We start from the raw sequence: 23,203 nt of genomic DNA, 5'->3' as shown, positions 1-23,203 counted from the left end.
GCCTATGAAATCATCATTTTATTTGCTTTATTGTTGTGCGATAACAGTTCTCCCTTCCCTTTGGGAAGGGTCGGGGATGGGCATCTTTGCCCAAACTGGCGGCAACAATACGTATGAATTCTTAAACCTGTCTGTTCCGGCTCGTGTTGCTTCGCTTGGTGGCACTTTGATTTCAGTAAAAGATAACGACCTAAACCTTTCCTTTCAGAATCCATCATTGCTTGACAGCACCATGCACAATAACCTTGCACTTAGTTACATTGATTACTTCACCGATATTCGTTATGGATACGCTGCCTATGCACGCAAGTATAAAAATGTAGGAAACTTCAGCGCTGGAATACAATATCTCGACTATGGAAATTTTACTGCTGCCTCAGTCACCGGAGAAATCACCGGGCAGTTTACCGCGGCTGAATACGCTTTCAATCTTGGCTATTCGCGTCCGATTGATTCTGCATTTGCCGTTGGCGGAACATTGAAAACGATTTACTCAAAACTTGCCGATTATACTTCCTTCGGAAACGCTCTGGACATCGGGGGCATATACAATAACAGCCGCCATCTTTACTCAACCGCGCTGGTTATAAAAAACATTGGCATGCAATGGAAAAAATATAACGAAGTGCGCGAACCTATGCCTTTTGAAATTCAGCTTGGATTCTCTAAGAAAATCACTCACGCACCGTTCAGGATTAATAGTACCGCTACCCACCTGGAAAAGTGGGATTTGACTTATACTGACCCAACCATTTTGTCTGTTGATCCCATTACATCTGAAACAATTAAAAAGAGCGGAATCAGTAAATTCGCAGACAAACTGGGGCGTCATATTATTGTGGGTGGAGAAGTATTGCTCACAAAAAATTTCAACCTTCGCGTTGGATATAATTATCAGCGAAGGCAGGAATTAAAATTAGAAGCGCATCCCGGTATTGTTGGATTTTCTTTTGGATTTGGTTTGAAGGTTTATAAATTTAATCTGAGCTATGGCTATGCAAAATACCACATGGCTGGCGGACCCAATCATTTTACCATCAGTACTAACTTTTCTGAATTTTATTCCAGGAAGCAGTAAGTTTTCATGGGAGAAATTACCATTGCGATAGACGGCTATTCTTCCTGCGGCAAGAGCACTGTTGCAAAAGAGCTGGCAAAAAAACTTGGTTATGTTTATATTGATTCGGGTGCCATGTACAGGGCAGTCACTTTGTATTGCATGCAGAATAATATTATCCACAACGGAAAATTCAATGAACAGGAAGTTGTGAATGCGATGGAAGCGATACAGCTTAAGTTTATTCTCAATTCATCTTCGCATGTTTCTGAAATGCATCTTAACGGAGTGAATGTGGAAAAAGAAATCCGCGGAATGGATGTTTCTTCCTTTGTGAGCCCCATCAGCGCGATAAAGGGAGTGAGGGAAAAAATTGTCGGTTTGCAGAGGGAGTTTGGAAATGGAAGAGGAATTGTAATGGATGGAAGAGACATTGGCACCAATGTGTTCCCCGGTGCGGAGTTAAAGATCTTTATGACTGCCGATGAAAATATACGGGCACAGCGCAGATGGAAAGAGTTGAATGAAAAAGGAATCTCCACATCGCTGGAGGAAGTGAAAAAAAATATTGCACACCGTGATTACGAAGACACACACCGCCAGCATAACCCGCTTCGCAAAGCCGATGATGCGGTAGTGCTTGATAATACAACCATGACCGTTGGCGAACAACTGCAGTTTGCCCTGCAACTCGCTAAAACAAGGATTGAAAATTAATTCACCCCGTTGGATTCACCCCGTAGGTCGGACGACCAACGGGGCAAGTTTCCTACGGGGTTTTCATAGCCAACACTTCTGCCATTACATCGTTCGTTGACTTTGTTCCCTGAAAGAAAGACAGAATCTTCATCATAACTCTTTCAACAACGGCATCGGGGCAGGAGGCACCGCTTGTGAGGATGATTCTGATTTCAGATTTTTTTTTCAAATAACCTTCGGAAGTTAAGTGTGTCTGAGAATGAAAATTAAAATGATTTATTTTTTCTTCAGATACAATTTCAGTTTCCGAAGAAATAAAGTAGGTAGGAAATTTTTGCTCGCAAAGTTCAACTATGTGAGAAGTGTTGGAACTGTTATATCCGCCCACCACAATGGCAAGGTCTGCCGGCTGACCGAGCAATGCAAGCGTAGCTTCCTGATTTTCGTTAGTGGCATAGCAGAGTGTGTCGCGCGTATCGGCAAAATGCCGGCTGATGTTTTTCTTTTCGTATTTTTTAATCATTACGTTTCGGAAGTAATCAGAAATATCCTGTGTTTCGCTGGCAAGCATGGTGGTCTGGTTAATTACGCCTACGTGCTCAAGGTCTTTTTCAGGATTGAATCCGGAAGAAGTTCTTCCTGAAAAAAAATCATTAAACTCTTCTTTGCTTATTTCTCCCATGATAAAAGAGCCAAGTTTTTCGGCTTCGTGCATGTTCTTTATGATTATAGCGGGAGAGTGAATTTCGCTGCGTGAAAAAGTGGCGCGTGTTTCTTCGTGATTATGTTTTCCGTGTATGATGACGGTGTATTTATCTTCTCCGAGTTTTTGAGCTTTTTTCCATACGCGCTCTACAAACGGGCAGGTGGTATCGTATTTATGAACCTCAATGCCGATTTTCTGCAAGTGCTCTTCAATGCCCAGTGTTGTTCCGAAAGCGGGAATGATTACTATGTCGTCTTTTTTTAATTCTTCGAAAGGAATTATTTGGTTGCCCGAAGTATCCATCATAAATTTTACGCCCCTTTTCAGCAGGTCGCTGTTCACTTCAGGGTTATGAATCATCTGGCTCAGCAGAAAAATCCGCTTGTGCGGATTTTCATCCACCGCTTTGAATGAAATCTCTATGGCATTTTCCACGCCATAGCAAAATCCAAAATGGCGGGCGATGTAAAATTTAACAGAACCAAAATCAAGAAGGGTGGGGGAGTAATCTTTTTTTCGCGGGTCGGTATTGCGCCTGAGTTCTTTTACTTTCGAAATGATATTGCTTTTGTAAAAACCGGGTATGTTGAAACTTTTCATTACTTAACGATGACCTTAACAAACTGCCACTTTTCGTATTCTTTGCGGTTGCTTACTGCGTCATTCTTATAGTCAGGACCCTGCACCTTGGTGCTTATTTCATAGGTAATTTTTGCAGGGTCAAGATTTTTTAAACTCATGGAAGCCCGCACTTTGTCTTTTACTTCATTGGCGCGCATTTCAGAAAGAGCCTCGTTGCTGGCAAATGTTGTAGTGGGAACAGTAGAAGAACTCGCGATAATGCTGATGGTTGCCGCTCCGTTATCATTAATTGCATTGGCTACTTTTTCCATGAGCGAGAGGAAAGAGCCGATGGAAATATCAATTTCTTTTTTGTTATAGGGGAAGTAAACAACGAAATCAAATTTTTCATCACCGGGGTACATCACGTTTTTGTGCACAATGGCAGTAACCGTGTCTTTATTAAATGAAGTGACAAACACATCTTTCAGCTCAGCCAGTTGCATTAAATCTGCCGGAAGGTTTTTGAAAACAATTGTCTTCCTGCCAATGTCAATCACCTTCACTACTTTGCCCGCTTCATTTGCCAGATAAACTTTTTTAAGCGAGGAAAGAAGCGAATCGTTTTCGTTCAGCTTGATGGTATAGTTTTTATCTGCTGATAATTTTTCAAATCTGAATTTTCCGGAAGCATCGGTGGTGGTCTTTTCAATGAGTTTTCCTTTGCTGTCAACAAGGTCAATCTTCAGATTGCCTATTCCATCGTCCGGATTATTGCTTCTGAGCAATTTTCCGTTCATGGCAATTAATTTAGATTCGTCTGTGGTATTAATGGCGCCCAGTCTGTTCAAATCAACCGGCAGGTTTTCAAAAACAAAGTAGTCTCCGTTCTTGGCAACTTTTTTTATTATTTCTTCTTTCTGGTTAAGCAGAAACAGACGGTCCTTGTTTGTCAGGGAAGGATTTTTTTCGTCTATGGAAATAGTATAGTTGCTGGCGCCCGGAATATTTTCAAACGTAAAGCGCCCTGACTTATCGGTGGTTTTGGACTGAATGATTTTTCCTTTATTATCCATCAGGTTAATTCTGACTTTGCCTGCCGCCTGCTTTCCGTCTTCGCTTTGAGCAATCTTTCCCTGCATGGAAGCAAGCGCCAGCGTGGTGTCTTTTGTTTCAACAGTGTTTAGCCTGTTTATATCAGGAGAAACATTTTTGAAAAGAAAGAATTTTCCTTCCTGAGCAGAAGGCATAATTACTTTTCCATCGGTATTGGCAAGGTAAAACTGGTTATGTGTTTTTAATATTCCATCGTTCTCATCAATTTTTATTATGTACTTCTGATTAGACGGAATATTTTGAAACTTGAAATTTCCTTTGCTGTCGGTAACGGTTGATGCAATAATGTTTCCCTGAGCGTTTAACATCTGAATGGTAACATTCGCAGCCGCATCATTTGCATTCTGACTGAGAAGTATTTTTCCATCCATCGGCACCATCTGTATGCGGGAAGTAGTGTCTTTCACTTTATTCATGGAGAACAGGCGGGCGGTATCGCCCAGATAAATGGTGCGCTGAAAAAATCCTCTTCCTAAGCTTTGATACGAACTGTCTTCGGGAAGAAAAAATTTATCAGTGAACACTTTATTGCCATTGGTTTCAATGGTTATTTCATATTCCTGCCCCGGAAAAAGCGACTGAACAAATTTGCCTGTAGCTTCGTTGGGTTTGCTTGAATTGATTTCTCCTTTTTTTGATTTTACAGTAACCGAAGAATATTTTGGAATGGGAGAGCCATCGCGGTTCTTCAGCCATCCAACAAGAATGGCTACTGATTTTACAAATGGTTTTGGCATGCTCACCATGTAAATATCTTTTTCTCCTTTTCCTTCGGGGCGGAACGAAGCATAGTAGGCGCGCCTGCCGTCTGATGACGCCACAAAATAAATATCGTCATCGGTGGTGTTAATGGGGTAGCCCATGTTGATGGGAGCAGTCCAAACATTGTTTGCCACTTTGGTGGAATAAAAAATATCAAACCCGCCCATTGAGTTATGCCCGGTTGAACTGAAAAAGAAAGTGATTCCATCGGGGTGAATGAACGGAGCATCTTCATCGTAAGGCGTGTTGATGGTGGGTCCCAGGTTTTCAGGCGCGCTCCATGAACGGTTGGGCAAACGGTGGCACTGATAAATATCTCTGCCGCCCAGTCCGCCTGCGCGGTTGCTTACAAAATACATGGTGTTTCCATCTGCGCTGATGCAGGCACTGGGTTCCCAACTGGGGCTGTTCACATTGCTTGCATCCATTTTGTAGGGAGCGTTCCAGTAATCTCCATCCAGTTTGCTGATGTAAATATTGCCGTCTCCCATATCATCGCGGTAAACATAGAGTTGCTGCCCGTCAGCAGAAAGCCCGATGGTGGCTTCGTTGCCATCGGTATTGATGGTGCGGCTGATTCCTTTTGCTTTGCTCCAGGTTCCGTATTCACCGCGGGTGCAAACAAAAATGTCTTCAAAAAAATCATCATCAATGGTTTTGTTATCGGGTCCGCCCGTTCCTTCTCTGCGCGAGGTAAAGCACAGCATGGATTCATCGGCAGTAATCACGGGGCTGTAATCGGCAAACTCGCAGTTCACGCTGTCGCCCAGATTGGTGATGGTGCATTCAACGGGTTTGGCGGTAAGTTCTTTTGCGTTTTTGCTGGCATCCATCCAATGGTCAATTTCTTTTACCAGATTCAGATTCCACTTGCCAACAATATCGCGGAACTTTTGAAACTGCACCAGGGCTTCGTCAAAGCGATAGGCGTAATGGTATGCCTGCCCGAGATAATACAGGGCATCTTCAGGAGCATTTTTTTCCGATGGGTCGTCTTCGCGGTAAGAGCCCGATGTTTGCTTGATGGCGTTTTCAAGATAGGCAATTGATTTGAGCTTGTCTGCCGGAAGATGCAGGTAGCAAATTCCTATTTTATAATTTACGTTTGCGTTGGATGCATCGGTTTTGTTGAGGGCAAGAAAAGTTTTGCAGGCGGTGTCGTAAAAATTATCGAGCATCATCAGGTTGCCCTGCGTGAAGTATTGCTTGAACTGCCCTTTGGAGATGGGCTGACTGCCTACCCCCGCCCCCTTCCAAAGGAAGGGGAGAAAGAAAAATAAGAAACTTATTCCAACTATTCCGAAGGGGGGAAGAAAACATCTACACACTCCCTTCCCTTTGGGAAGGGTGGGGGATGGGCTTTTACTTTTTTTCATTGGGATTGCAAATATTACATTAAATAACGAATTGGCAAAAAAGGAGATTTTTAAATCGACTCATTGTTCTACTGCGGGTTTCAGCTGGACTACCGCAGAGCACAGCCCTGCCACACGTTTTTTATTCACTGTGCATTTTGTGGATGCGCAAGTTGGAAAAATGGCAACCTACCGCCTGCGCTACCAGAACGAGCGCGGTGATAAAGGCGATTGGAGCGAAGAGTTTGGTGCGATGATTTCGTAGCAGTCTTTTACTGCTTTTTATCATTGCCAATGCCAATTAATTTTTGTTCCTTTGGGAAAAGTTATTTGCCGAAGCAACTGATTGGAGCATTATTGCATCTATAACATAAAACCACTTTACATGAAAACAAAAACTTTACTCAGCATCCTTTTCACATTTGCCCTCTGCCATTTTACATCTTACAACTTTTCTCAGAGCACATGGACACAAAAAGCAAACTTTGGCGGAACGGCAAGATACCGCGCTGTTGGATTTTCCATAGGTACAAAAGGATATATTGGAACAGGGGATTATAAACAGGATTTTTGGGAATGGGATCAACTTAGCAATACATGGACCCAAAAAGCGGACTTTGGCGGAGGAGCAAGAGAATGGGGGTCTGGTTTTTCAATAGGCACGAAAGGATATATTGGAACAGGAACTAATGGTTCTGATACAAAAGATTTTTGGGAATGGGATCAAGCAACAAATGTATGGACTCAAAAAGCAAACTTTGGCGGAACAGCAAGGGTAGGTGCTGTTGGATTTTCTATTGGAAATAAAGGATACATCGGTACTGGTAATAATAATGGCAATAACAATAATGATTTCTGGGAATACGATCCTTCATTCGATACATGGACACAAAAAACAAATTTTGGCGGAGTTGGAAGATTAGGTGCTGCAGGTTTCTCTATTGGTAATAAAGGATACATTGGAACAGGAAGCGGTGTTTCTGGTTATCAGGATTTTTATGAATATGACCAATCTGCAAATACATGGACACAAAAAGCAAATTTTCCTGGAACGCTAAGATATTCAGCCGTTGCTTTCTCCATAGGAACAATAGGTTATTTAGGAACTGGATTAAATATCGGAGGCAATATTAAAACGAATGATTTCTGGGAATGGGATCAGGCAAACAATACTTGGATGCAAGTTGCAAATTATGGCGGAGGAAAGAGATGCCGTGCAGTTGGTTTTTCTATAGGTAATAGAGGATATGTAGGAACAGGCAATGATACGGTTGCAAATACGAATGATTTCTGGGAGTTTAATCCATCATGCAGCGTTTCCCCTGCTTCGATTTGTCTTGTAACCGTTGACAGCACCAACAAAAATGTAATTGTTTGGGAAAAACCAATCACTGTCCAACCCATTGACAGCTTCAGAATTTACAGAGAAGTTTCGTCTGTCTATAAGCATGTTGGAAGTGTTCCGTTTTCCTCACTCAGCGTTTTCACGGATATGACAACGGGAGTGAACCCGAATATTGCCGCTTACAAATATGAAATTTCAGTGAAAGATACCTGCGGGAATGAAACCACGCTGAGTGCGTTTCATAAAACCATTCATGTTGCCATGAGCCCTGCTTCTCCCTGCGGATACAATCTTATCTGGAATGACTACATAGGTTTTCCGATAACACAATATCTCATATACAGAGACAGCGCACGCACGGGATGGAAGGTGGTGGACTCGCTGAGTTTCGGAAACACATCCTGGACGGATGGCACCTGTTATGCTGTGAGCGATACGATTGCCTATTTAATAGAAGCGCTTAATCCGGCAGGATGCACACCGTCAATAAAAAATCCGCTGCCCATGTCTTCCGGTTATAGTTCTGCCCGTTCCAATACCCAACAGAATTATGCAAACACTTCTGTGCAAAAACTGGTAAATGATTTGCAAATAAATATTTATCCCAACCCCACCAGCGGGCAGTTTAATGTGCAGATGAGTGGATTAGCCAATATGCAGATGAACAGCATAGAAGTTTATAATGTATTTGGAGAATGTATTCATCAGCATATCAGCACATCTTCACATCAGCAAATTGATTTGCGCGAAGCGCCCGAAGGAATTTATTTTGTAAAGATTGAAACCGAGCAGGGGATAGTAAGCAAGAAAGTGGTGCTGATGAGATAAACTCAGGGCATCTCGAATAACGAACATTTGAACATTTGAATAACGAATAAAGAAGTAAGGAAACATCGGATTTGTTCTGTAGTGTGCATTTTACTTCGCTATTCGTTGTTCTATTGTTCAATTATTCTATTGTTCACCCCGTTGGATAAGTATCCTACGGGGTTCATGAGTTTTTAGAGGATAACCTTAGTCATTAAGTATCTTAAACTCCACCCTGCGGTTCATCTGCATTCCTTTGGGGTTAGGTTTTTTGTTAAGCGTGTTTGGCGCAACGGGCTGCGCATCGCCATAGCCCTGCGCCACCAGGCGGGCTCTGTCAATTCCTTTAATGATGATATATTGAACCACGGCATCGGCTCTTGACTGCGAGAGTTTCAGGTTGGCATCGGGCTTGCCGGCATTATCGGTGTGCCCGCCTATTTCCACCTTTATGCTCATCTGTTCGTTAAGGAGTTTTACCACTTTATCCAATTCCACATTTGATTCTTTTCGAAGGGTGGATTTTCCGCTGTCGAAAAAAACATTGTTGAGCGCCACCTTTGCGCCCTTCTTTATTTTATCGAGCTGAATGTCTTTATTGATCTCGGAATAGGATTTGTCTTTCGGGGCATTTATGTTCTCCGATTGAAAAAGGTAGCCGTCTGCTTCAAATGAGATGTTGTAATCTTTTCCGCGTTCAAGATTAAAATAATACACGCCTTTATCGGTGGGATTGAATGTTCCGATGGGTGTGCCGGTTTTGTTATCGGTAACAACGATGCGCGATTTTTTGATGGGCTGTTTTTCTTTATCGGTGAGCATGCCGCCCACAGAAATGGTTCCAAGCATTTTGGAGGTTTCCATCACCACCTCTATTTTGAAATCATAATCGGTAAGCGCCTGGGGCAGATCGAGCGATTCATTCATGAGTAGATAGCCCTCTGCTTCATAGGTAAAAGAATAACTTTCTCCGCCTTTTCCGGATAGGTCAAAAGAATAAGTTCCGTCCGGCTTGGGTGCATACACGCCCACTAATTTTTTAGTTGCATTATCCTTGGCAGAAATTTTTACGCCCGCAATAGTTTCTCCTGTTCGGGTTGCCACCTTTCCGAAAACTGAAATACTGCCGAGCGGTTTAAAATCAAAATCTTTGTCCACCTCTTTGTATTCTCCTTCGGGTGAAACAGAGATCAATTCGGTATGCGGGCGAAAGCCGTCTGCCTCATATTTCACGGAATAAGTTTTTCCCGCTCTTCCCGGATTGAGGGGAAGAATGTATTTCATCGTTTTTGAGTTGGGATGAATTTCCTGAACCAGGTTGCCGGTTTCTATATCCGTTGCCGTGATGGTGACAAAACTCATCATGGTATCTTTGATTCCGGTGAAAGAAATCTTTCCTTTCATCAGCGTGACAGGAATTACCACGCGCTGCGGAATGGTGACCATGTAAAGATCTTTTTCCCCGTATCCTTCATTGCGGACGGAAGAAAAATAGGCGCGCTTTCCATCGGTGCTCATCACATAAAAAATATCATCATCGGTGGTGTTAATGGGATAGCCCATATTTTGCGGAGGATACCAGCCCGAATCGGCAAGCACGGTAAAGAAAATATCAAACCCGCCCATTGTCTTGTGCCCGTTAGAACTGAAAAACATAGTTACACCGTCAGGGTGCATGAAGGGAGCATCTTCATCGTATTCTGTGTTAATGGTGGGACCCAGATTTGTTGCCTTGCTCCATCTGCCTGTAGGGAGTTTAACGCATTTATAAATATCACGCCCGCCAAATCCGCCCGGGCGGTTGCTTACAAAATACAACGTGTTGCCATCGGGAGAAAGACAAGCGCTGGGTTCCCATGATGAGCTATTGATATCCGTAATGTCTCCAGCGTCAGTTCCAATCATGTAGGCATAAGACCATTGGTCTCCTTCCAGGCGACTGTAATAAATGCTTCCGCCTTTGTCGTCTTTATAGAGAAAAAGCTGCTGACCGTCTGCAGAAATTCCTACCACTGCTTCGTTGTACCAGCTATTGATGTGTGTGCTCAGGGGTTGGGCTTCTCCCCATGTACCGTCTTCTTTCTTGTTGCTTACCCAAATGTCTTCATAATATTTGTCTGTAATATCCCTGTTATCATTTCCTCCCGTTTCCGCATTGAACCTGCGGGATGTAAAAAACAACTGTGATTCATCTGCGGTAATAATTGCTCCGTAATCGGGCTTGTCAGAATTTATGCTGTCTCCCAGATTGGTGATGGAGCATTTGACAGGCGAACCTACCAGCGTTTTTGCTGTCTGGCAGATTTCTGTTCTTCGCTTCAAATCTTTTGCCGCTGCCAGATCGCTCATGTTAATGCACTTTGAAAATTTTTCAAACATGGAGATTGCTTCATCAAAGCGATAGGTGAAATGGTAAGCCTGCCCGAGAAGAAAATACACTAATTCAGGACAGCGTTTTTCTGCCGGCTCATCCGGAATGTACCTGCGGGTTGCTTTTGGAGATGCTGCTTCAAGATAGTCAACGGCTTTTGATTTTTCGGAAGATGAAAGAAGATACAACTGACCGATTTTGAAATTCACATTGGCATTTGCCGGATCCCATTGATGCAAAAGAAGAAATGTGCCGAGCGCTGTGTCATTAAAATTCTCCAGCATCATCATGTTTGCCTGAGTGAAAAGTTCCTTGAATTTTGCTTTATTGTATTTTGGTTTTGCAACCATGATGGAATCCTGAGAAAAAGCGAACCCGGAAAGAAAAATCAAAACAAGAGAGAAAGAAAAAAGCAGGTTAGTTTTTTTGCTAATCATGGAATGATTATAAGTCACAAAAATAATGATTTGCCCCAACCCGCCATCAAGTGGAATGTTTAATGTTTAATGGTTAACCTGCCTGCGCAGGCAGGTGGTTGATGTATTTCCATTATCCATTAACCATTAACCATCAGCAAAAGGGTTTTTATCTTAAAATCTTATTCTTGTTCAATGCATTTCGGTATTTCTCCGCATTGCGATTATGCTCTGCAAGCGTTTTGGCAAAGTTATGTTTTCCTGAAAAATCTTCCTTGGCGCACATATACAGGCAATCATTCTTTTGATAATTCAGCACCCCATCAATGGAAGAAATTTCAGGAATGTAAATGGGTCCGGGAGGAAGACCTGCGTGTTTGTAGGTGTTGTAAGGAGAATCAATCTCTTTGTCTTTGTCCAGCACGCGGTTGATGCTGAAATCGCCAATAGCATAAATCACAGTAGGGTCGCTTTGCAGTGCCATTCCTATTTTTAATCTGTTCAGATACAATCCTGCAATGGACGGGCGTTCATCCGGGAATTGCAACTGTTCGGCTTGCACGATAGAGGCAAGAATTGAAACCTGTGTTTGGGTGAGATTAATTTCTTTTGCTTTTCTCTTTCTTTCTTCTGTCCAGAATTTTTTGTATTCGGTTTGCATGCGCTCCATAAATTGTTTTGCTGAGGTGTTCCAGTTGAATTCGTAGGTGTTCGGAATAAAAAGAGTGAGCGCGGTTTCGCTTCTCAGCCCCAGATTTTCTTTTAAGTAATGATCGTTATTAAGAAGTGCAAAAAGTTCTGTTGAGTCCGCCTCAAGTTTTTTGCAGATGCGTGATATTAATTGTTCTTTTGTGCGGATGTTGTTGAACGTAACGGTGACGGGTTCCTGCAATCCGGCACGAAGAAGATTGATGAGCTCATTATTGCTGATATGATTCAGAATCCGGTAGCGCCCCGGTTTAACTTTGTCTTTATACTTTTTTAATTCTGCCAGGCGCGCGAATGATTTTTCATCTTTCAGAATTTTGTTTTCAGCAAGAATGGCAAGTACATCCTCATAATTTGAACCAGTGGGGATGAAAATGATTTTTGATTTTTCTTCTCCGAGCGAAACATTTGGAAGATAAAGCATTCTATATCCGATATAAGCAGCAACGCCTCCGCCTAAAAGAAAAACAGGCAGCAGCCAAAGAATTATTTTTTTGAGTATGTTCTTTTTTTTCTTTGCCACAATGGGTTTATTTGGTGAATCGCATTTGGATGGCGAGCGCCTGTTCGTTCTCGGGGTTCTTTTTTAAAATTCTTTTAGCAACTGCCAGCGCTTCGCTGTTTTTCTTTTCATACAGCAGAAGTCCTGCCTTGTTGATCAATGCCTGCTCATAATCGGGGTCCAGCGCAAGCGATTGGTTGTAATTTTTTTCTGCCGAAACAAAATCCTGTTTCAAAAAATAAATGTAGCCAAGATTACAATAGGCGGGAGCATATTTAGAATCTTCAGAAATTATTTTTTCGTAAATGTTTTTTGCTTCATCGGGTTTATTCCGGCTGGCAAGATTTCCTGCCAGCTTATTCATGAAATCAATGTTAAATGGCGAGAGTTCATTGGCTTTGTTGTAAAAGATATATGCTTCGGCTGCTTTTCCCAGATGCGTATAGGTTTCTCCTATCCGGTAGCAAGTCCATGCATCATCATTGTCCCACGATGTGGTGCCGAGGTTGCCAAGTAATTCTTTTTGTTGAAATCCTGAAACCAAGGAAATAATCTTGTTATAATCCTGTTTTAGAAAGTAATATCGAATCAGCAAATTGAAATTTTCTGTGATATCTTCTTTTGAATTTTCAGGAAGATATTTTTTTACCGAATCGAGAAAGCCGGGAGAGATTCCAAATTTTTCATATTGGTTCATATATCCTTCAGCTTTTACTTTTGCTGCAGGATTTTCTTCGTTGATAGCATACAGTCCGATGAATTTTTTTATTTCCTCCACATTTTTCTTCTTCATCGGTTTGCGAATGAAATGGTCGGTGATTCTTACGTGCGGAATGTCAATAGCGCCAGACTTTGGCATATGGCATGAAACGCAATTGTCATCCACTTTATTTCGCGCTTCAGGTTTTTCAGAGCAGGATTTGTTCCCCTCCCCCATGGGAGAGGAGTTGGGGGTGAGGTGGCAATTCTTGCAGGCGTTATTGAACACATCTTTTCCTGTGACCTTCACGCTCAGGTGAGGATTGTGGCAGGTAACACAAGTCAAACCATTTTTATATGGCTTTAATTGTTGGTCGGGATTTGAAATCCCCACCACTGCACTTTTGATAAAGCATTGGCTCATCTTCAGCCTGTCGGCATGCGATGCCATGATGAAATCCTCTTCCGCATTTTCATATTTTGGAAGAAAGGTTGTCATCACATCTGACAATTTCATTCCCGGGCGGAAATCATAAAATGATTTTCCGTCTTTCAGAACAGTATTTCCCTGAAGGTGGCAGCGCTGGCAGACATCAAACTGCAAATCAATCGGAAGTTTTGCAGGATTCACTATGGAATAATCAATTTCTTTCGAGATGTCAATTACCATTCCTGCCATTTTTTCTTTCACATGAATTTCTCCCGGACCGTGGCATCTTTCGCAGATGATTCCGTTTCCAACTTTAGAAAATTTATTTTCAGAACCCATTACAAAATCAGGCAAAGCATTGTGGCAGGACATGCATTCTAAACCGATGGGCCTTGAAAATCTTGGATTGCTGCCATTTTTAAATCCGGGTGCGAGATCCCATTTTCCTTCCTGCGTATAATAGGTGATTGGCATTTGATGCAAATACCCATTCGTGCTGAAGAGGTGAGAATTAGTATGCTGACCGGAGCCAATGATGTAGCTAACGCTTTCAACTCTTTTGTAAATAGTATCCTTTCCTTCCAGCCTGAACTCCATAATTTTCATTGTATCGCCCTTCCAGAACGGATGATAATAGAAATCCAATGACTTATCGTAGACAACAGCGTGTTTATCAAATTTTGCAGAAGTTTTCTTTTTACTTGCAACATCAAATGATTTTCCCATTCCGGTTTCAATAAAGGTTTCATATTTATCAATGTGGCATATCCTGCATTGCATCATTCCAACGTATTTAATATCCGAAGATAGATTCTTATACGTTTTTTTTTCAGGAGAAGTGTTTTCTTTTTTTTCCTCAGTAGATGAACCGCATTTCAAAACACAAAACAGAATCAAGAATAAGAAGGAAGAGAGAAAAATATTTCGGAGGAGCGAGTGCATAGAATTCAAAAATACTTAAAAGGAGAGTTCGGCATTGCTATGACGAATTACTGATTCACTAACCGAAGCGAGCAAACATTCTTTTTCTTTCCTGTAATCCTGAACTTGTGTTTCCTGAAAAGCTTTATGCTTGCTTCATTGCCTTCTGTGATGCTACAATGTAACTCTTGCAGGTAAAGTATTTCAAAGCAGTATGCAATCAGCAACGACAAGGCTTCAGAAGCGTAACCTTTTCTGCGATATTTTTTTTCAATCAGTATTCCGATTCCTGCTTTGAGATTGGGCTGATCAAAATCAAACAAGTCAATGCAGCCGACTTCACCCTTACTCCCTCTCCCTGTGGGAGAGGGACGGGGAGAGGACAAACCAATCATTAATCTAAGTTGTTTGTCAAGATAAATATCTTTCTGATTGATAATGAAATTTCTTATTTCTTGTTTGGTGAATGGTTTTTTTGTTCTGCTGATTTGCCAATTGGTTCTATCGTTTTCCCACCTGAAAAGCAGAGCGGCATCGGAGGGAAGTACAGAACGCAGAAATATTTTTTTCCCCTGAAGATGCACCGCGTTATGCCATTACAAGTGATGACTTTCTTATTGCTTCATACACATCATTTACTTCGTACCTGTTCAGCAGGAAGGAATTATCTGACAAATGCTTTTCGAGATTCAGGTGATAGCAGTCTTTCACTGCGCTGAGGTGTTGCAGTTGTGGCAGCAAATCAAAAATCAGGTTTACGCTTTTTGTTTCAGTATGGTAAACCGAGTGGCAGAAATCTTTTATGGGCGTGAGGCAGGTGGCAATGCCTATGTCTGCGCGAGGGTAGGCAAGGGTGCACTGACGGATTTCGTCCCGCAGTTGCTCTGATGAGAAGAGAGGTGGCATTTGCAGCCGGATGAAAACAGTTTCCACTTTTTTTCTGCGGATGAATTGGAGCAGCGCGGAAAGCTCTCCATCAACGGTGGCTCCTTTCACGCTGAGTGTAAATATTTTTCCGTTTATGGAAACAAGCAAATGTGGGGGAATGCGTGTGGCGTACAGTAGAACCAAATAAATATCGTTAAGCAAAACGGTTTCATTTGCAGGAAGAATAGCTGATAGTTTGTAGCTTGAGTTCATGAGGCGAAGTTAATAATGTCTATTTGCTTGTAAATTATGACAGTTGAAGAGTAATTCCTGGCAGAGTGGTCTGTTCAAAACATAAAAAAACCCAAGCATTTCTGCCTGGGTTTTTTAGAGCAACAATAAATATTAACTCATGTGTTTAAGATTCAATCCGTAAAGAATTACGAAAAGAACCGGGAACACAGCGCCCATAACAAGCGACATTCCGCCAAAAGCAGAACCGCCAAGGAGAACTGCTGTAGCAATAACAGGAGCAAGTTCGCCTACAACATAAATGAAAAAACCCATCTTTTTAAGTTTCCACATCTGAAGAGCTCCTACAAGGCAAAGAAGAGCACCTACAATGCTAACAATCAGCGTAACGTTTGCCCATTTGATGGCAGCATTAGCCTCAGCCATTGCGTCTCCCATTCCTGGGATAGAACTCATGTCTGTTCCTGCAGCTTCGGTCATTCCTTCAGCCATGCTGGAAGTTGCATCCATCATTGCTTGTGCGGCATGCATTCCCCACCATGCTACTACACTCATCACGATTCCTAATCCAACTCCAACGTAAGTGAGAATACACAATACTGTCAGAAATGTCGGACGCTTTGGTCCTGTAGTTGTTTGTTCCATTTGAATAATTGTTTTGGTTTATGTTATTTTTAAAATACACAGGCTTAAGAGCAAATTGCCTGTTTCACTAATTTGGTGCAAATCAAAGAACTTTTTTTGAAAGAAGAGGCAATAAACTTATTAACAAGAATTTGGAAAATGTTAAAACCGCCTTTTGCTCCATGCAGTAAAGTTCTTCCTCTGCTCCTCGGTGGGAGAGGGAGTTTTCTGTACATAATGTATTTTGAAGTAATCTTCTGCGGATGGAATAAAGATGATTTCCCTCACTTTTCCGTTACTGCTTACATTAAGTTTCACTTCTGACTGCCCAAAGTAGCGCGCCCATTCAGCAAAGTTGTTTCTGACCGGATACCCATTAATGGAAATGATTTCATCGCCTAACTGAATGCCTGCCTGCCCCTTTGGGGATTTTTCTGCCACTGAGTTGGGATAGAGGGCGGTTACCTTAATGACCGGTGACTGATCGCTGACTTTGAATCCATAATACCTTTCGTGATACTTCTTGGAGGGCACGTTTAATAATTCAAGTCCGATGTAATGAAGGCATTCTATTAAAGCGTTTTCGTAAGAATTGGCTTTGTAAACATAGTTATTGAAGAATTCATCAAAGGAAGTTCCAGCAATCTTTTCAATAATCGCCTTATAGTCGCTCTCCATATACCCTATACCCTTTTTTCCATATTCCTTATACAGATGTCTCATCACATCATCCAGCGAGCGTTCATTGTTTGAATATTTGCGAATCATCAAATCGGTCATCAAAGCAATTAAACATCCCTCGCTGTAGATAGATGTTTTGCGATGCGGAACAATTTCGGTGTAGCCATCCAGCCATGTATCAAACGAAGAATCAGCCACGCTGAGATTATATCTGCCGAAATTATCGAAGTGATTCTGAAGATGCTTGGAAAGACATCGGTTCACTTCAAACTCGGAATAGATGCCTGACCGGAATAAAAAGAAATCTCCGTAATAGGTGGTAACACCTTCCGCCACAAATCCAAGCCGCGAATAATTTTCTTTGGTGTAATCATAAGGCAGCATCTCAGCAGGACGTATTGCCTTTATGTTCCAGGAATGAAACAATTCGTGCGAACTCACGCTGAGCAATTCAAGAAACACATCGCCCCGCATGATTTCGTAAGAAGGTCCTATCGCAATCACCGTTGATGAAAGATGTTCAACACCGTGGTGAAATCTATAAGGAAGAATCTGGAAAATGAAATGATATTCATCTGAAGGAATCGGACCCTTCATGGTAACAAACTGCTCGTTGATGAAAATGAAAAAATCGTTTATAATTTTAGACCAGTTTGGTTTGCATTCACCTTGAAACCAAAGATTAAATTCCACACCATCCATCACAAACATGTTATGCTGAAGCGTTGGGCTTGCAATGAAAGGAGAATCTGCGAGTTCATGGTAAGAAGAAGTAGCCCCTCTCCAACTCTCCCCGAAGGGGAGAGGGTTTGCATGTAAAGTCCTCCCCTTTGGGGAGGATTTAGGTGGGGCTATTGAAGTTGCAACAATATATTTTTCAGGAATCTTTATTTCCACCTCGCACGCTTCATTAATTCTTTCAGGAATATACACGCAGCAGTTGACCGGATTTACGTAAAGTTGTTTATCATCCAGATAAGTGGAGCCCGCATTTAAGTCAACCGCATAATAAGAATATTTGACGTGAAGTTTTTTTACTCCTTTCGTCTGAATCTTCCAGCAATCCTTTGTAATTTTATGAAAGGGGAGCGGATTTCCTTTTTCATCACTCGGAGAAAACTCTTTTACATTCTTCGCGAAGTTTCCGAGTTCATATCTCCCAGGTCTCCATGCAGGAAGTTGAATAGTTGTTTCCTGCCCGTCCGGCAGGCGGGCATCGCCTTTAATACTATCAGCGATAAACTCAATGTCAATAAGATGAGTGAGCGGTTCTTTGTATGAGAAGATATATTTCAACGCTATTGGAAAGAAGGACAAAGATATTTTATTTGCCTGATACACAAAACTAAACCGCTCTGTATTTTTTTTACTTTCGTAGTTCAAGAAAGTCCTGATTTTTTAATCCTAAATAGAAAATGTCATACGACTTAATCGTTATCGGAAGTGGTCCCGGAGGATATGTAGCTGCCATTCGTGCATCGCAGTTGGGAATGAAAACGGCTATTGTTGAACGCTCTGAACTTGGTGGTATCTGTTTGAACTGGGGATGCATTCCCACTAAAGCTCTTCTGAAGTCCGCGCAGGTGTTTGAATATCTGAAACACGCTGCCGATTACGGAATTAAAGTGAGTGGAGGAGAGGCGGATTTTCCTGCTGTGGTTAAACGCTCGCGTGATGTGGCAGATGGAATGAGCAAAGGCGTTCAGTTTCTGATGAAGAAAAATAAAATTGATGTGATAAAAGGATTTGGAAAGGTGATGGCAGGAAAAAAGGTTGAGGTGAAGGATGAAATAGGAAAAGTTACTACTTACGATTCTAAGAATATCATCATAGCAGTTGGAGCACGTTCGCGCCAGCTTCCTAATCTGCCGTTCACTGCCGGAAAAATAATCGGCTATCGCGATGCAATGGTTCTTCCAAAACTTCCAAAGTCAATGGTAGTAGTAGGTTCAGGAGCGATTGGAAGCGAGTTTGCGTATTTCTTTGCAGCGATGGGAACAAAAGTTACGCTGGTGGAATTTTTATCTGCTGTTGTTCCTGTGGAAGATGAAGAAGTTTCAAAACAACTGGAGCGCTCGTTCAAGAAAATGGGAATGACCGTCATGACTTCATCGGAAGTTTTGTCGGTGGATACAAAAAGTGACGGATGTAAAGTGAAAATAAAATCCAAGGTTGGAGAAGAGATAGTTGACTGCGACATCGTTCTTTCCGCAGTAGGAATTCAATCCAACTTAGAGAACATCGGACTGGAAGAAGTAGGAATCGCCACCGATAAAGGAAAAATCCTCACCAATCCGTATTACCAGACAAACATTCCCGGCTACTATGCCATTGGCGATTGCGTGGGCGGACAAGCTCTCGCACATGTGGCAAGTGCCGAAGGAATCATTTGCGTTGAAAAAATTGCAGGGCAGAATCCAGAACCGCTCAACTACAACAATATTCCCGGCTGCACGTATACTTCTCCTGAAATTGCATCGGTGGGCTACACCGAAAAGCAGGCAAAGGAAAAAGGTTTTGAAATCAAAGTGGGCAAGTTCCCGTTCTCTGCATCGGGCAAAGCAAGCGCGGCAGGAGCCAAAGATGGTTTTGTTAAGCTTATTTTTGATGCAAAGTATGGCGAACTATTAGGCGCGCACATGATTGGCTTCAACGTAACAGAAATGATTGCCGAAATAGTGGTCGCCCGAAAATTAGAAACAACCGGACACGAAATAATTAAATCCGTTCACCCGCACCCAACCATGAGCGAAGCCATTATGGAAGCGGCAGCTCAGGCATACGGAGAGGTGATACATTTATAATAATACAAATGGATGCGCTCATTATACCGGCTACAGAACGTTTGCCCTCTGTTTCTCTCGTTGCAGAAACAGGAAAGTTAATTTTCAGCGGGAGGGCTCTTCCTGAAGATGGCAGAGAATTTTTCACTCCCATTCTCCGGTGGATGGTGAGTTATGCTCTTCAACCTGCCGCTCTGACAGAATGCTCTTTTCAAATGGAGTATTTCAATTCTTCATCGCGCAAGTGCTTTACGGATGTTTTCGACATTCTTGACTCCATGCGTGAGAAAGGGCATGCGGTTATGATTATTTGGTATTTTGAAGAAGCGGATGATGAGATGAAAGAAATGGGAGAACACTACGAATCTCTCTACGATTTAGATTTCCAATTCCGCTCATGCTGATCCCGCCTTGCGGGATGGCGCGTGTCGCGCTCATCATCTAATTATTTTTCATCAGTCGTTTCAGCGTTTTATCAATATATTTCTCCGTGGGCAATATTGTATCCTGAATGCGTTTCGCATAGCGGATGCTGGCGAGGATTTCGCTTTGCTTCTCTTCTACTATTTTCTTTTGCTGTTCTATAATACGCTTTTGTTTTTGCGTGATGCGCAGCGCACGAAAGATAAAACCGGCAAACACAATCACTAACAGCAATACAGCAATCACTGACCATATAACAATCTTTTGCTTTTTGCTTTCTGCTTCTGCTACGGCAGCTTGTTTATCCGCTTCGGCTTTTGCTGCTGCTGCTTTCTTCTCAAACTCGTAAGTCATTTCTTTGCGGGTGATTTCTTTGTTCTTCTCCTCGCTGAACAAAGTGTCTTTTAACGCCATTGCTTTTTTGTAATGCTCCAGAGCAAGTTGGTATCTGCCGGTGGTATCGTAAAGTTGAGAGAGGTATTCTTCAAATTGTCTGGATTCATTCATTGAGCCAATACTGTCATCAAGGGAAATAGCTCTTTTAAGGTAAAACTCTGCTTCTTTATAGTTTCCAGTTCTAGTATAAATCGCTCCTATGTTGCCGAGCCATGCTGCAATGTCATTTTTATTTCCCAATTCTTCCGTTATTTTCAGTGCCTTGAAACAATAGTCCAGCGCTTTAGGATAATTACCTTGATAATCATAGGTAAGTCCGATGTTGCCAAGATGTCTTGCTATTCCGTTTTTATTGCCCAACTCTTCATCTATTTTCAATGCCCTGAAATAATAATCCAGCGATTTTTTATATAAGGAATCGCTAGCGCCTTTTATACCACTTGCTGCTTTCGCTGGCTCTTTATAGGCATTTCCGATATTGCCGAGTTGGATTGCAATTCTTTTTTTATCTCCAAGTTCTTCTGCGATTTTCAATGCCTTCAAATAATAGTCAAGTGCTTTGGTGTAATCGTCTTGTGCATCATAAACATTTCCAATATTTCCGAGAATGGCTGCCATGATGTTTTTATTTTCTAATACTTCAGCCACCTTAAGCCCCTTAATGTAATAATCCAGCGCATTGGGATAATCACCATGGTAATCATAAACAAGCCCAATGTTGTTGTAAGCAATGGCAATTCCTTTTTGAGCCGTTTGTTTAACAGTTTGATTCATTCCGTTCTTATCATTCAGTGTTAGAATAACATTCGCCAGTTTCAATGCGCTATTAGCTAAGGCAAGAGAAGAATCGAATGCGTTAATGTATCTGTATTCGCGGGATAAATTATTTAAGTGATTTACCTTATTCGTATCCTCCTTATCTTTTTTAAGCAATGTTAAAAGAGAATCAATTTTGTTCTGCTGAGCAAAAGCAAATGTGTAGATGAGCAGATGTGCGGATATGCTGATGAAAACAAATGTGCGGATGAAAGCGGATGTGCGAATGTGCTGATTTGCAGATATGCTAATGAAAGCCAGTATGTATTTATTTATTTTCTTCATCTGCACATCTTCACATTTACTCATCTGCTAATTGTCTTTCGGCATTTTCGCTCTTAGCCGTTCGAGGGTTTTATGAATATATTTCTCCGTGGGCAGAATGGCATCCTGAATGCGTTTCGCGTAGCGGATGCTGGCGAGAATTTCGCTTTGCTTCTCCTCCACAATTTTCTTTTGCTGTTCGATGAGTTGTTTTTGCTTTTGGGTAATGCGAAGCGCACGAAAGATAAAACCGGCAAACACAATCATTAACAACAATACAGCAATCACCGACCATATAACAATCTTTTGCTTTTTACTCTCTGCTTCTGCTACTGCCGCGTGCTTATCGCTCTCTGCTTTTGTGGCTGCTTCTTTTTTATCAAACTCATATTGCATTTGTTTTTTTACAGTGGCTTTTTGTGTTTCAGTATTTTTTATGCTGTCGGACATTTGAATAAAAAGTTTATAATATTCAAACGCCAGCTTGTAATTGCCCAGTGCAGAATCTATGCTGCTAAGCATTCGTGAAGAACTTAGAATAATTTCGGGGTAGCCCAGTTCTTTGCTCACCAGAAGGGAGCTGTCGGCATAATGGCGCGCTGATGTGTAAAGTTCTTTCTTCAGCGAAAATTTTTCCTGCAACGCTGCTTGCCTGAAAAACACCCCGCCCACATTGTGAAGTGATTGCGCTATTCCTTTTTTATCTGCAATTTCCAACCTGATTTGCAAAGACCTTTTATAATATTCAAATGCTTTTTCAATGCCTTGATGTGTGCAGGCTTTGCTTCCAGCGGGCTGACAGTAAGGGTCACCAAAATTCAGGTAAATGCCTCCAATATTATTGAGTGAACTGGCAATGCCTCGCTTGTTGTGGATTTCTTCTTCTATGGAGATACTTTTCTGAAAATATTCCATGGCTTTGGAAATATTTCCTGAATGATAATAGGTGTAGCCAAGGTTGTTCAGAGATTGCGCCATGCCTCGTTTGTCTGAAATCTCTTCTCTTAAAGATAAACTCTTGTTAAAATATTCCAATGCGTTTGCGGTATCTCCCTGACCGATGTAAATCGTTCCTATGTTTTGAAACGAATAGGCCATTCCAAGCTTGTCAGGAATTGTTTCTTTTATTTTTAAACTCTTATGATAATAATCCAATGCCTTTGTAATATCTCCCAGATTGTCATAAATGCCGCCTATGTTATTCAGCGTGGAAGCCATGCCCTGTTTGTCAGACAATTCTTCATCTATTTTTATTGATTGCCGGTAATAGTCCAGCGCTTTTGAAATATCTCCCAGAAAATTATACGCATATCCGATATTATTAAGCGCGGATGATTTTGCTACAAGAAAGGAATGCCGCTCTTTCTGATTGCTTCCTGAGATTTTTTCATCAACAATTTTCAATATTCTTTTACATAGCGGGATCAGCGTGTCGGGATTTGAGGAATATAATATTTCAGATAAGCTGAGATAAGCAGAAGCAACAGCTGTGTCGGACGAAGAAGAATTGTTTATGATTGAATTGAGGGAGTCCACTTTAGAAAGTTGGCAATAGGCAGTTGGCAGTTGGCAAAAGAAGAAGTACCAAATCCCAAACACCAAGCACCAAGTCCCAAGAGAAGATTTGTATTCCTTGGAACTT

General features: G+C 41.7%; 17 protein-coding genes. 6 read left to right on the top strand and 11 right to left on the bottom strand.

Features of this window, described 5'->3' with window-relative positions:
- The first annotated feature begins 4 nt into the window (after positions 1-4).
- Both porQ and HY841_06235 read left to right on the top strand, forming a co-directional pair.
- Positions 5-1,078: a type IX secretion system protein PorQ gene (porQ, locus tag HY841_06240; GenBank protein ID MBI4930343.1), complete on the top strand. Its 1,074-nt coding sequence runs from the start codon at positions 5-7 to the stop codon at positions 1,076-1,078.
- Positions 1,079-1,084: 6 nt separating this feature from the next.
- The gene (locus HY841_06235) at positions 1,085-1,774 is read left to right on the top strand and encodes a (d)CMP kinase (GenBank protein MBI4930342.1); all 690 of its coding nucleotides are present in this window, start codon (positions 1,085-1,087) and stop codon (positions 1,772-1,774) included.
- A 52-nt stretch (positions 1,775-1,826) separates the two neighbouring features.
- On the opposite strand, the gene HY841_06230 is transcribed toward HY841_06235, so the two are convergent.
- Together HY841_06230 and HY841_06225 are read right to left on the bottom strand one after the other, a co-directional pair.
- Complete coding sequence (locus HY841_06230) at positions 1,827-3,062, bottom strand: 4-hydroxy-3-methylbut-2-enyl diphosphate reductase (protein ID MBI4930341.1); 1,236 nt, start codon at positions 3,060-3,062, stop codon at positions 1,827-1,829.
- Positions 3,062-6,277, bottom strand: coding sequence for a PD40 domain-containing protein (locus tag HY841_06225; GenBank protein ID MBI4930340.1), 3,216 nt, complete (start codon positions 6,275-6,277; stop codon positions 3,062-3,064). Before HY841_06225 ends, HY841_06230 begins: the two co-directional genes overlap by 1 nt.
- 31 nt (positions 6,278-6,308) lie before the next feature.
- Here HY841_06225 and HY841_06220 point away from each other — a divergent pair, with 31 nt between their 5' ends.
- Both HY841_06220 and HY841_06215 read left to right on the top strand, forming a co-directional pair.
- Positions 6,309-6,521 (top strand): hypothetical protein, encoded by a 213-nt coding sequence (locus HY841_06220; GenBank protein MBI4930339.1) that lies wholly within the window; start codon positions 6,309-6,311, stop codon positions 6,519-6,521.
- Between the two features lie 120 nt (positions 6,522-6,641).
- Positions 6,642-8,429 carry a T9SS type A sorting domain-containing protein gene (locus HY841_06215; protein MBI4930338.1) on the top strand — a complete coding sequence of 596 codons (1,788 nt, stop codon included), beginning with the start codon at positions 6,642-6,644 and terminating at the stop codon, positions 8,427-8,429.
- Between the two features lie 186 nt (positions 8,430-8,615).
- Here HY841_06215 and HY841_06210 read toward each other — a convergent pair whose 3' ends face one another.
- The 7 genes from HY841_06210 to HY841_06180 form a co-directional block, all read right to left on the bottom strand.
- Positions 8,616-11,216, bottom strand: a complete 2,601-nt coding sequence (locus tag HY841_06210) for an OmpA family protein (GenBank protein ID MBI4930337.1) — start codon at positions 11,214-11,216, stop codon at positions 8,616-8,618.
- A gap of 148 nt (positions 11,217-11,364) precedes the next feature.
- Positions 11,365-12,426 carry an endolytic transglycosylase MltG gene (gene mltG, locus HY841_06205; protein MBI4930336.1) on the bottom strand — a complete coding sequence of 354 codons (1,062 nt, stop codon included), beginning with the start codon at positions 12,424-12,426 and terminating at the stop codon, positions 11,365-11,367.
- A gap of 7 nt (positions 12,427-12,433) precedes the next feature.
- Entirely contained in the window at positions 12,434-14,476 is a 2,043-nt protein-coding gene (locus tag HY841_06200; GenBank protein ID MBI4930335.1) for a tetratricopeptide repeat protein, read from the bottom strand.
- A 47-nt stretch (positions 14,477-14,523) separates the two neighbouring features.
- Positions 14,524-15,039 (bottom strand): GNAT family N-acetyltransferase, encoded by a 516-nt coding sequence (locus HY841_06195; GenBank protein ID MBI4930334.1) that lies wholly within the window; start codon positions 15,037-15,039, stop codon positions 14,524-14,526.
- Positions 15,040-15,043: 4 nt separating this feature from the next.
- Positions 15,044-15,595, bottom strand: a complete 552-nt coding sequence (locus HY841_06190; protein MBI4930333.1) for a hypothetical protein — start codon at positions 15,593-15,595, stop codon at positions 15,044-15,046.
- A gap of 132 nt (positions 15,596-15,727) precedes the next feature.
- On the bottom strand, positions 15,728-16,219 hold the full coding sequence (locus tag HY841_06185; protein ID MBI4930332.1) for a hypothetical protein: 492 nt from the start codon (positions 16,217-16,219) through the stop codon (positions 15,728-15,730).
- A 141-nt stretch (positions 16,220-16,360) separates the two neighbouring features.
- Entirely contained in the window at positions 16,361-18,262 is a 1,902-nt protein-coding gene (locus HY841_06180; GenBank protein MBI4930331.1) for a M61 family metallopeptidase, read from the bottom strand.
- A 32-nt stretch (positions 18,263-18,294) separates the two neighbouring features.
- On the opposite strand from HY841_06180, the gene lpdA reads away from it, so the two are divergent.
- Complete coding sequence (lpdA, locus tag HY841_06175; protein ID MBI4930330.1) at positions 18,295-19,683, top strand: dihydrolipoyl dehydrogenase; 1,389 nt, start codon at positions 18,295-18,297, stop codon at positions 19,681-19,683.
- An 8-nt stretch (positions 19,684-19,691) separates the two neighbouring features.
- Complete coding sequence (locus HY841_06170) at positions 19,692-20,066, top strand: DUF1987 domain-containing protein (protein MBI4930329.1); 375 nt, start codon at positions 19,692-19,694, stop codon at positions 20,064-20,066.
- Positions 20,067-20,103: 37 nt separating this feature from the next.
- On the opposite strand, the gene HY841_06165 is transcribed toward HY841_06170, so the two are convergent.
- Positions 20,104-21,606: a tetratricopeptide repeat protein gene (locus tag HY841_06165; protein MBI4930328.1), complete on the bottom strand. Its 1,503-nt coding sequence runs from the start codon at positions 21,604-21,606 to the stop codon at positions 20,104-20,106.
- Positions 21,607-21,609: 3 nt separating this feature from the next.
- On the bottom strand, positions 21,610-23,097 hold the full coding sequence (locus tag HY841_06160) for a tetratricopeptide repeat protein (protein MBI4930327.1): 1,488 nt from the start codon (positions 23,095-23,097) through the stop codon (positions 21,610-21,612).
- Positions 23,098-23,203: the final 106 nt, after the last annotated feature.

This window comes from Bacteroidota bacterium (assembly GCA_016213405.1).
In the GTDB taxonomy this organism is placed as follows: domain Bacteria; phylum Bacteroidota; class Bacteroidia; order Palsa-948; family Palsa-948; genus Palsa-948.
Note: the sequence above shows the minus strand (reverse complement) of the source record. Positions and strands in the feature narration are given on the sequence as shown.

Excerpts from the sequence above, each read along its gene's own strand:
- HY841_06185 (MBI4930332.1), bottom strand. The coding sequence starts at position 16,219 with ATGGAACAAACAACTACAGGACCAAAGCGTCCGACATTTCTGACAGTA.
- HY841_06230 (MBI4930341.1), bottom strand. The coding sequence starts at position 3,062 with ATGAAAAGTTTCAACATACCCGGTTTTTACAAAAGCAATATCATTTCG.
- HY841_06165 (MBI4930328.1), bottom strand. The coding sequence starts at position 21,606 with ATGAGTAAATGTGAAGATGTGCAGATGAAGAAAATAAATAAATACATA.
- HY841_06170 (MBI4930329.1), top strand. The coding sequence starts at position 19,692 with ATGGATGCGCTCATTATACCGGCTACAGAACGTTTGCCCTCTGTTTCT.
- HY841_06200 (MBI4930335.1), bottom strand. The coding sequence starts at position 14,476 with ATGCACTCGCTCCTCCGAAATATTTTTCTCTCTTCCTTCTTATTCTTG.
- HY841_06190 (MBI4930333.1), bottom strand. The coding sequence starts at position 15,595 with ATGAACTCAAGCTACAAACTATCAGCTATTCTTCCTGCAAATGAAACC.
- HY841_06235 (MBI4930342.1), top strand. The coding sequence starts at position 1,085 with ATGGGAGAAATTACCATTGCGATAGACGGCTATTCTTCCTGCGGCAAG.
- HY841_06225 (MBI4930340.1), bottom strand. The coding sequence starts at position 6,277 with ATGAAAAAAAGTAAAAGCCCATCCCCCACCCTTCCCAAAGGGAAGGGA.
- porQ (MBI4930343.1), top strand. The coding sequence starts at position 5 with ATGAAATCATCATTTTATTTGCTTTATTGTTGTGCGATAACAGTTCTC.
- HY841_06210 (MBI4930337.1), bottom strand. The coding sequence starts at position 11,216 with ATGATTAGCAAAAAAACTAACCTGCTTTTTTCTTTCTCTCTTGTTTTG.
- lpdA (MBI4930330.1), top strand. The coding sequence starts at position 18,295 with ATGTCATACGACTTAATCGTTATCGGAAGTGGTCCCGGAGGATATGTA.
- HY841_06215 (MBI4930338.1), top strand. The coding sequence starts at position 6,642 with ATGAAAACAAAAACTTTACTCAGCATCCTTTTCACATTTGCCCTCTGC.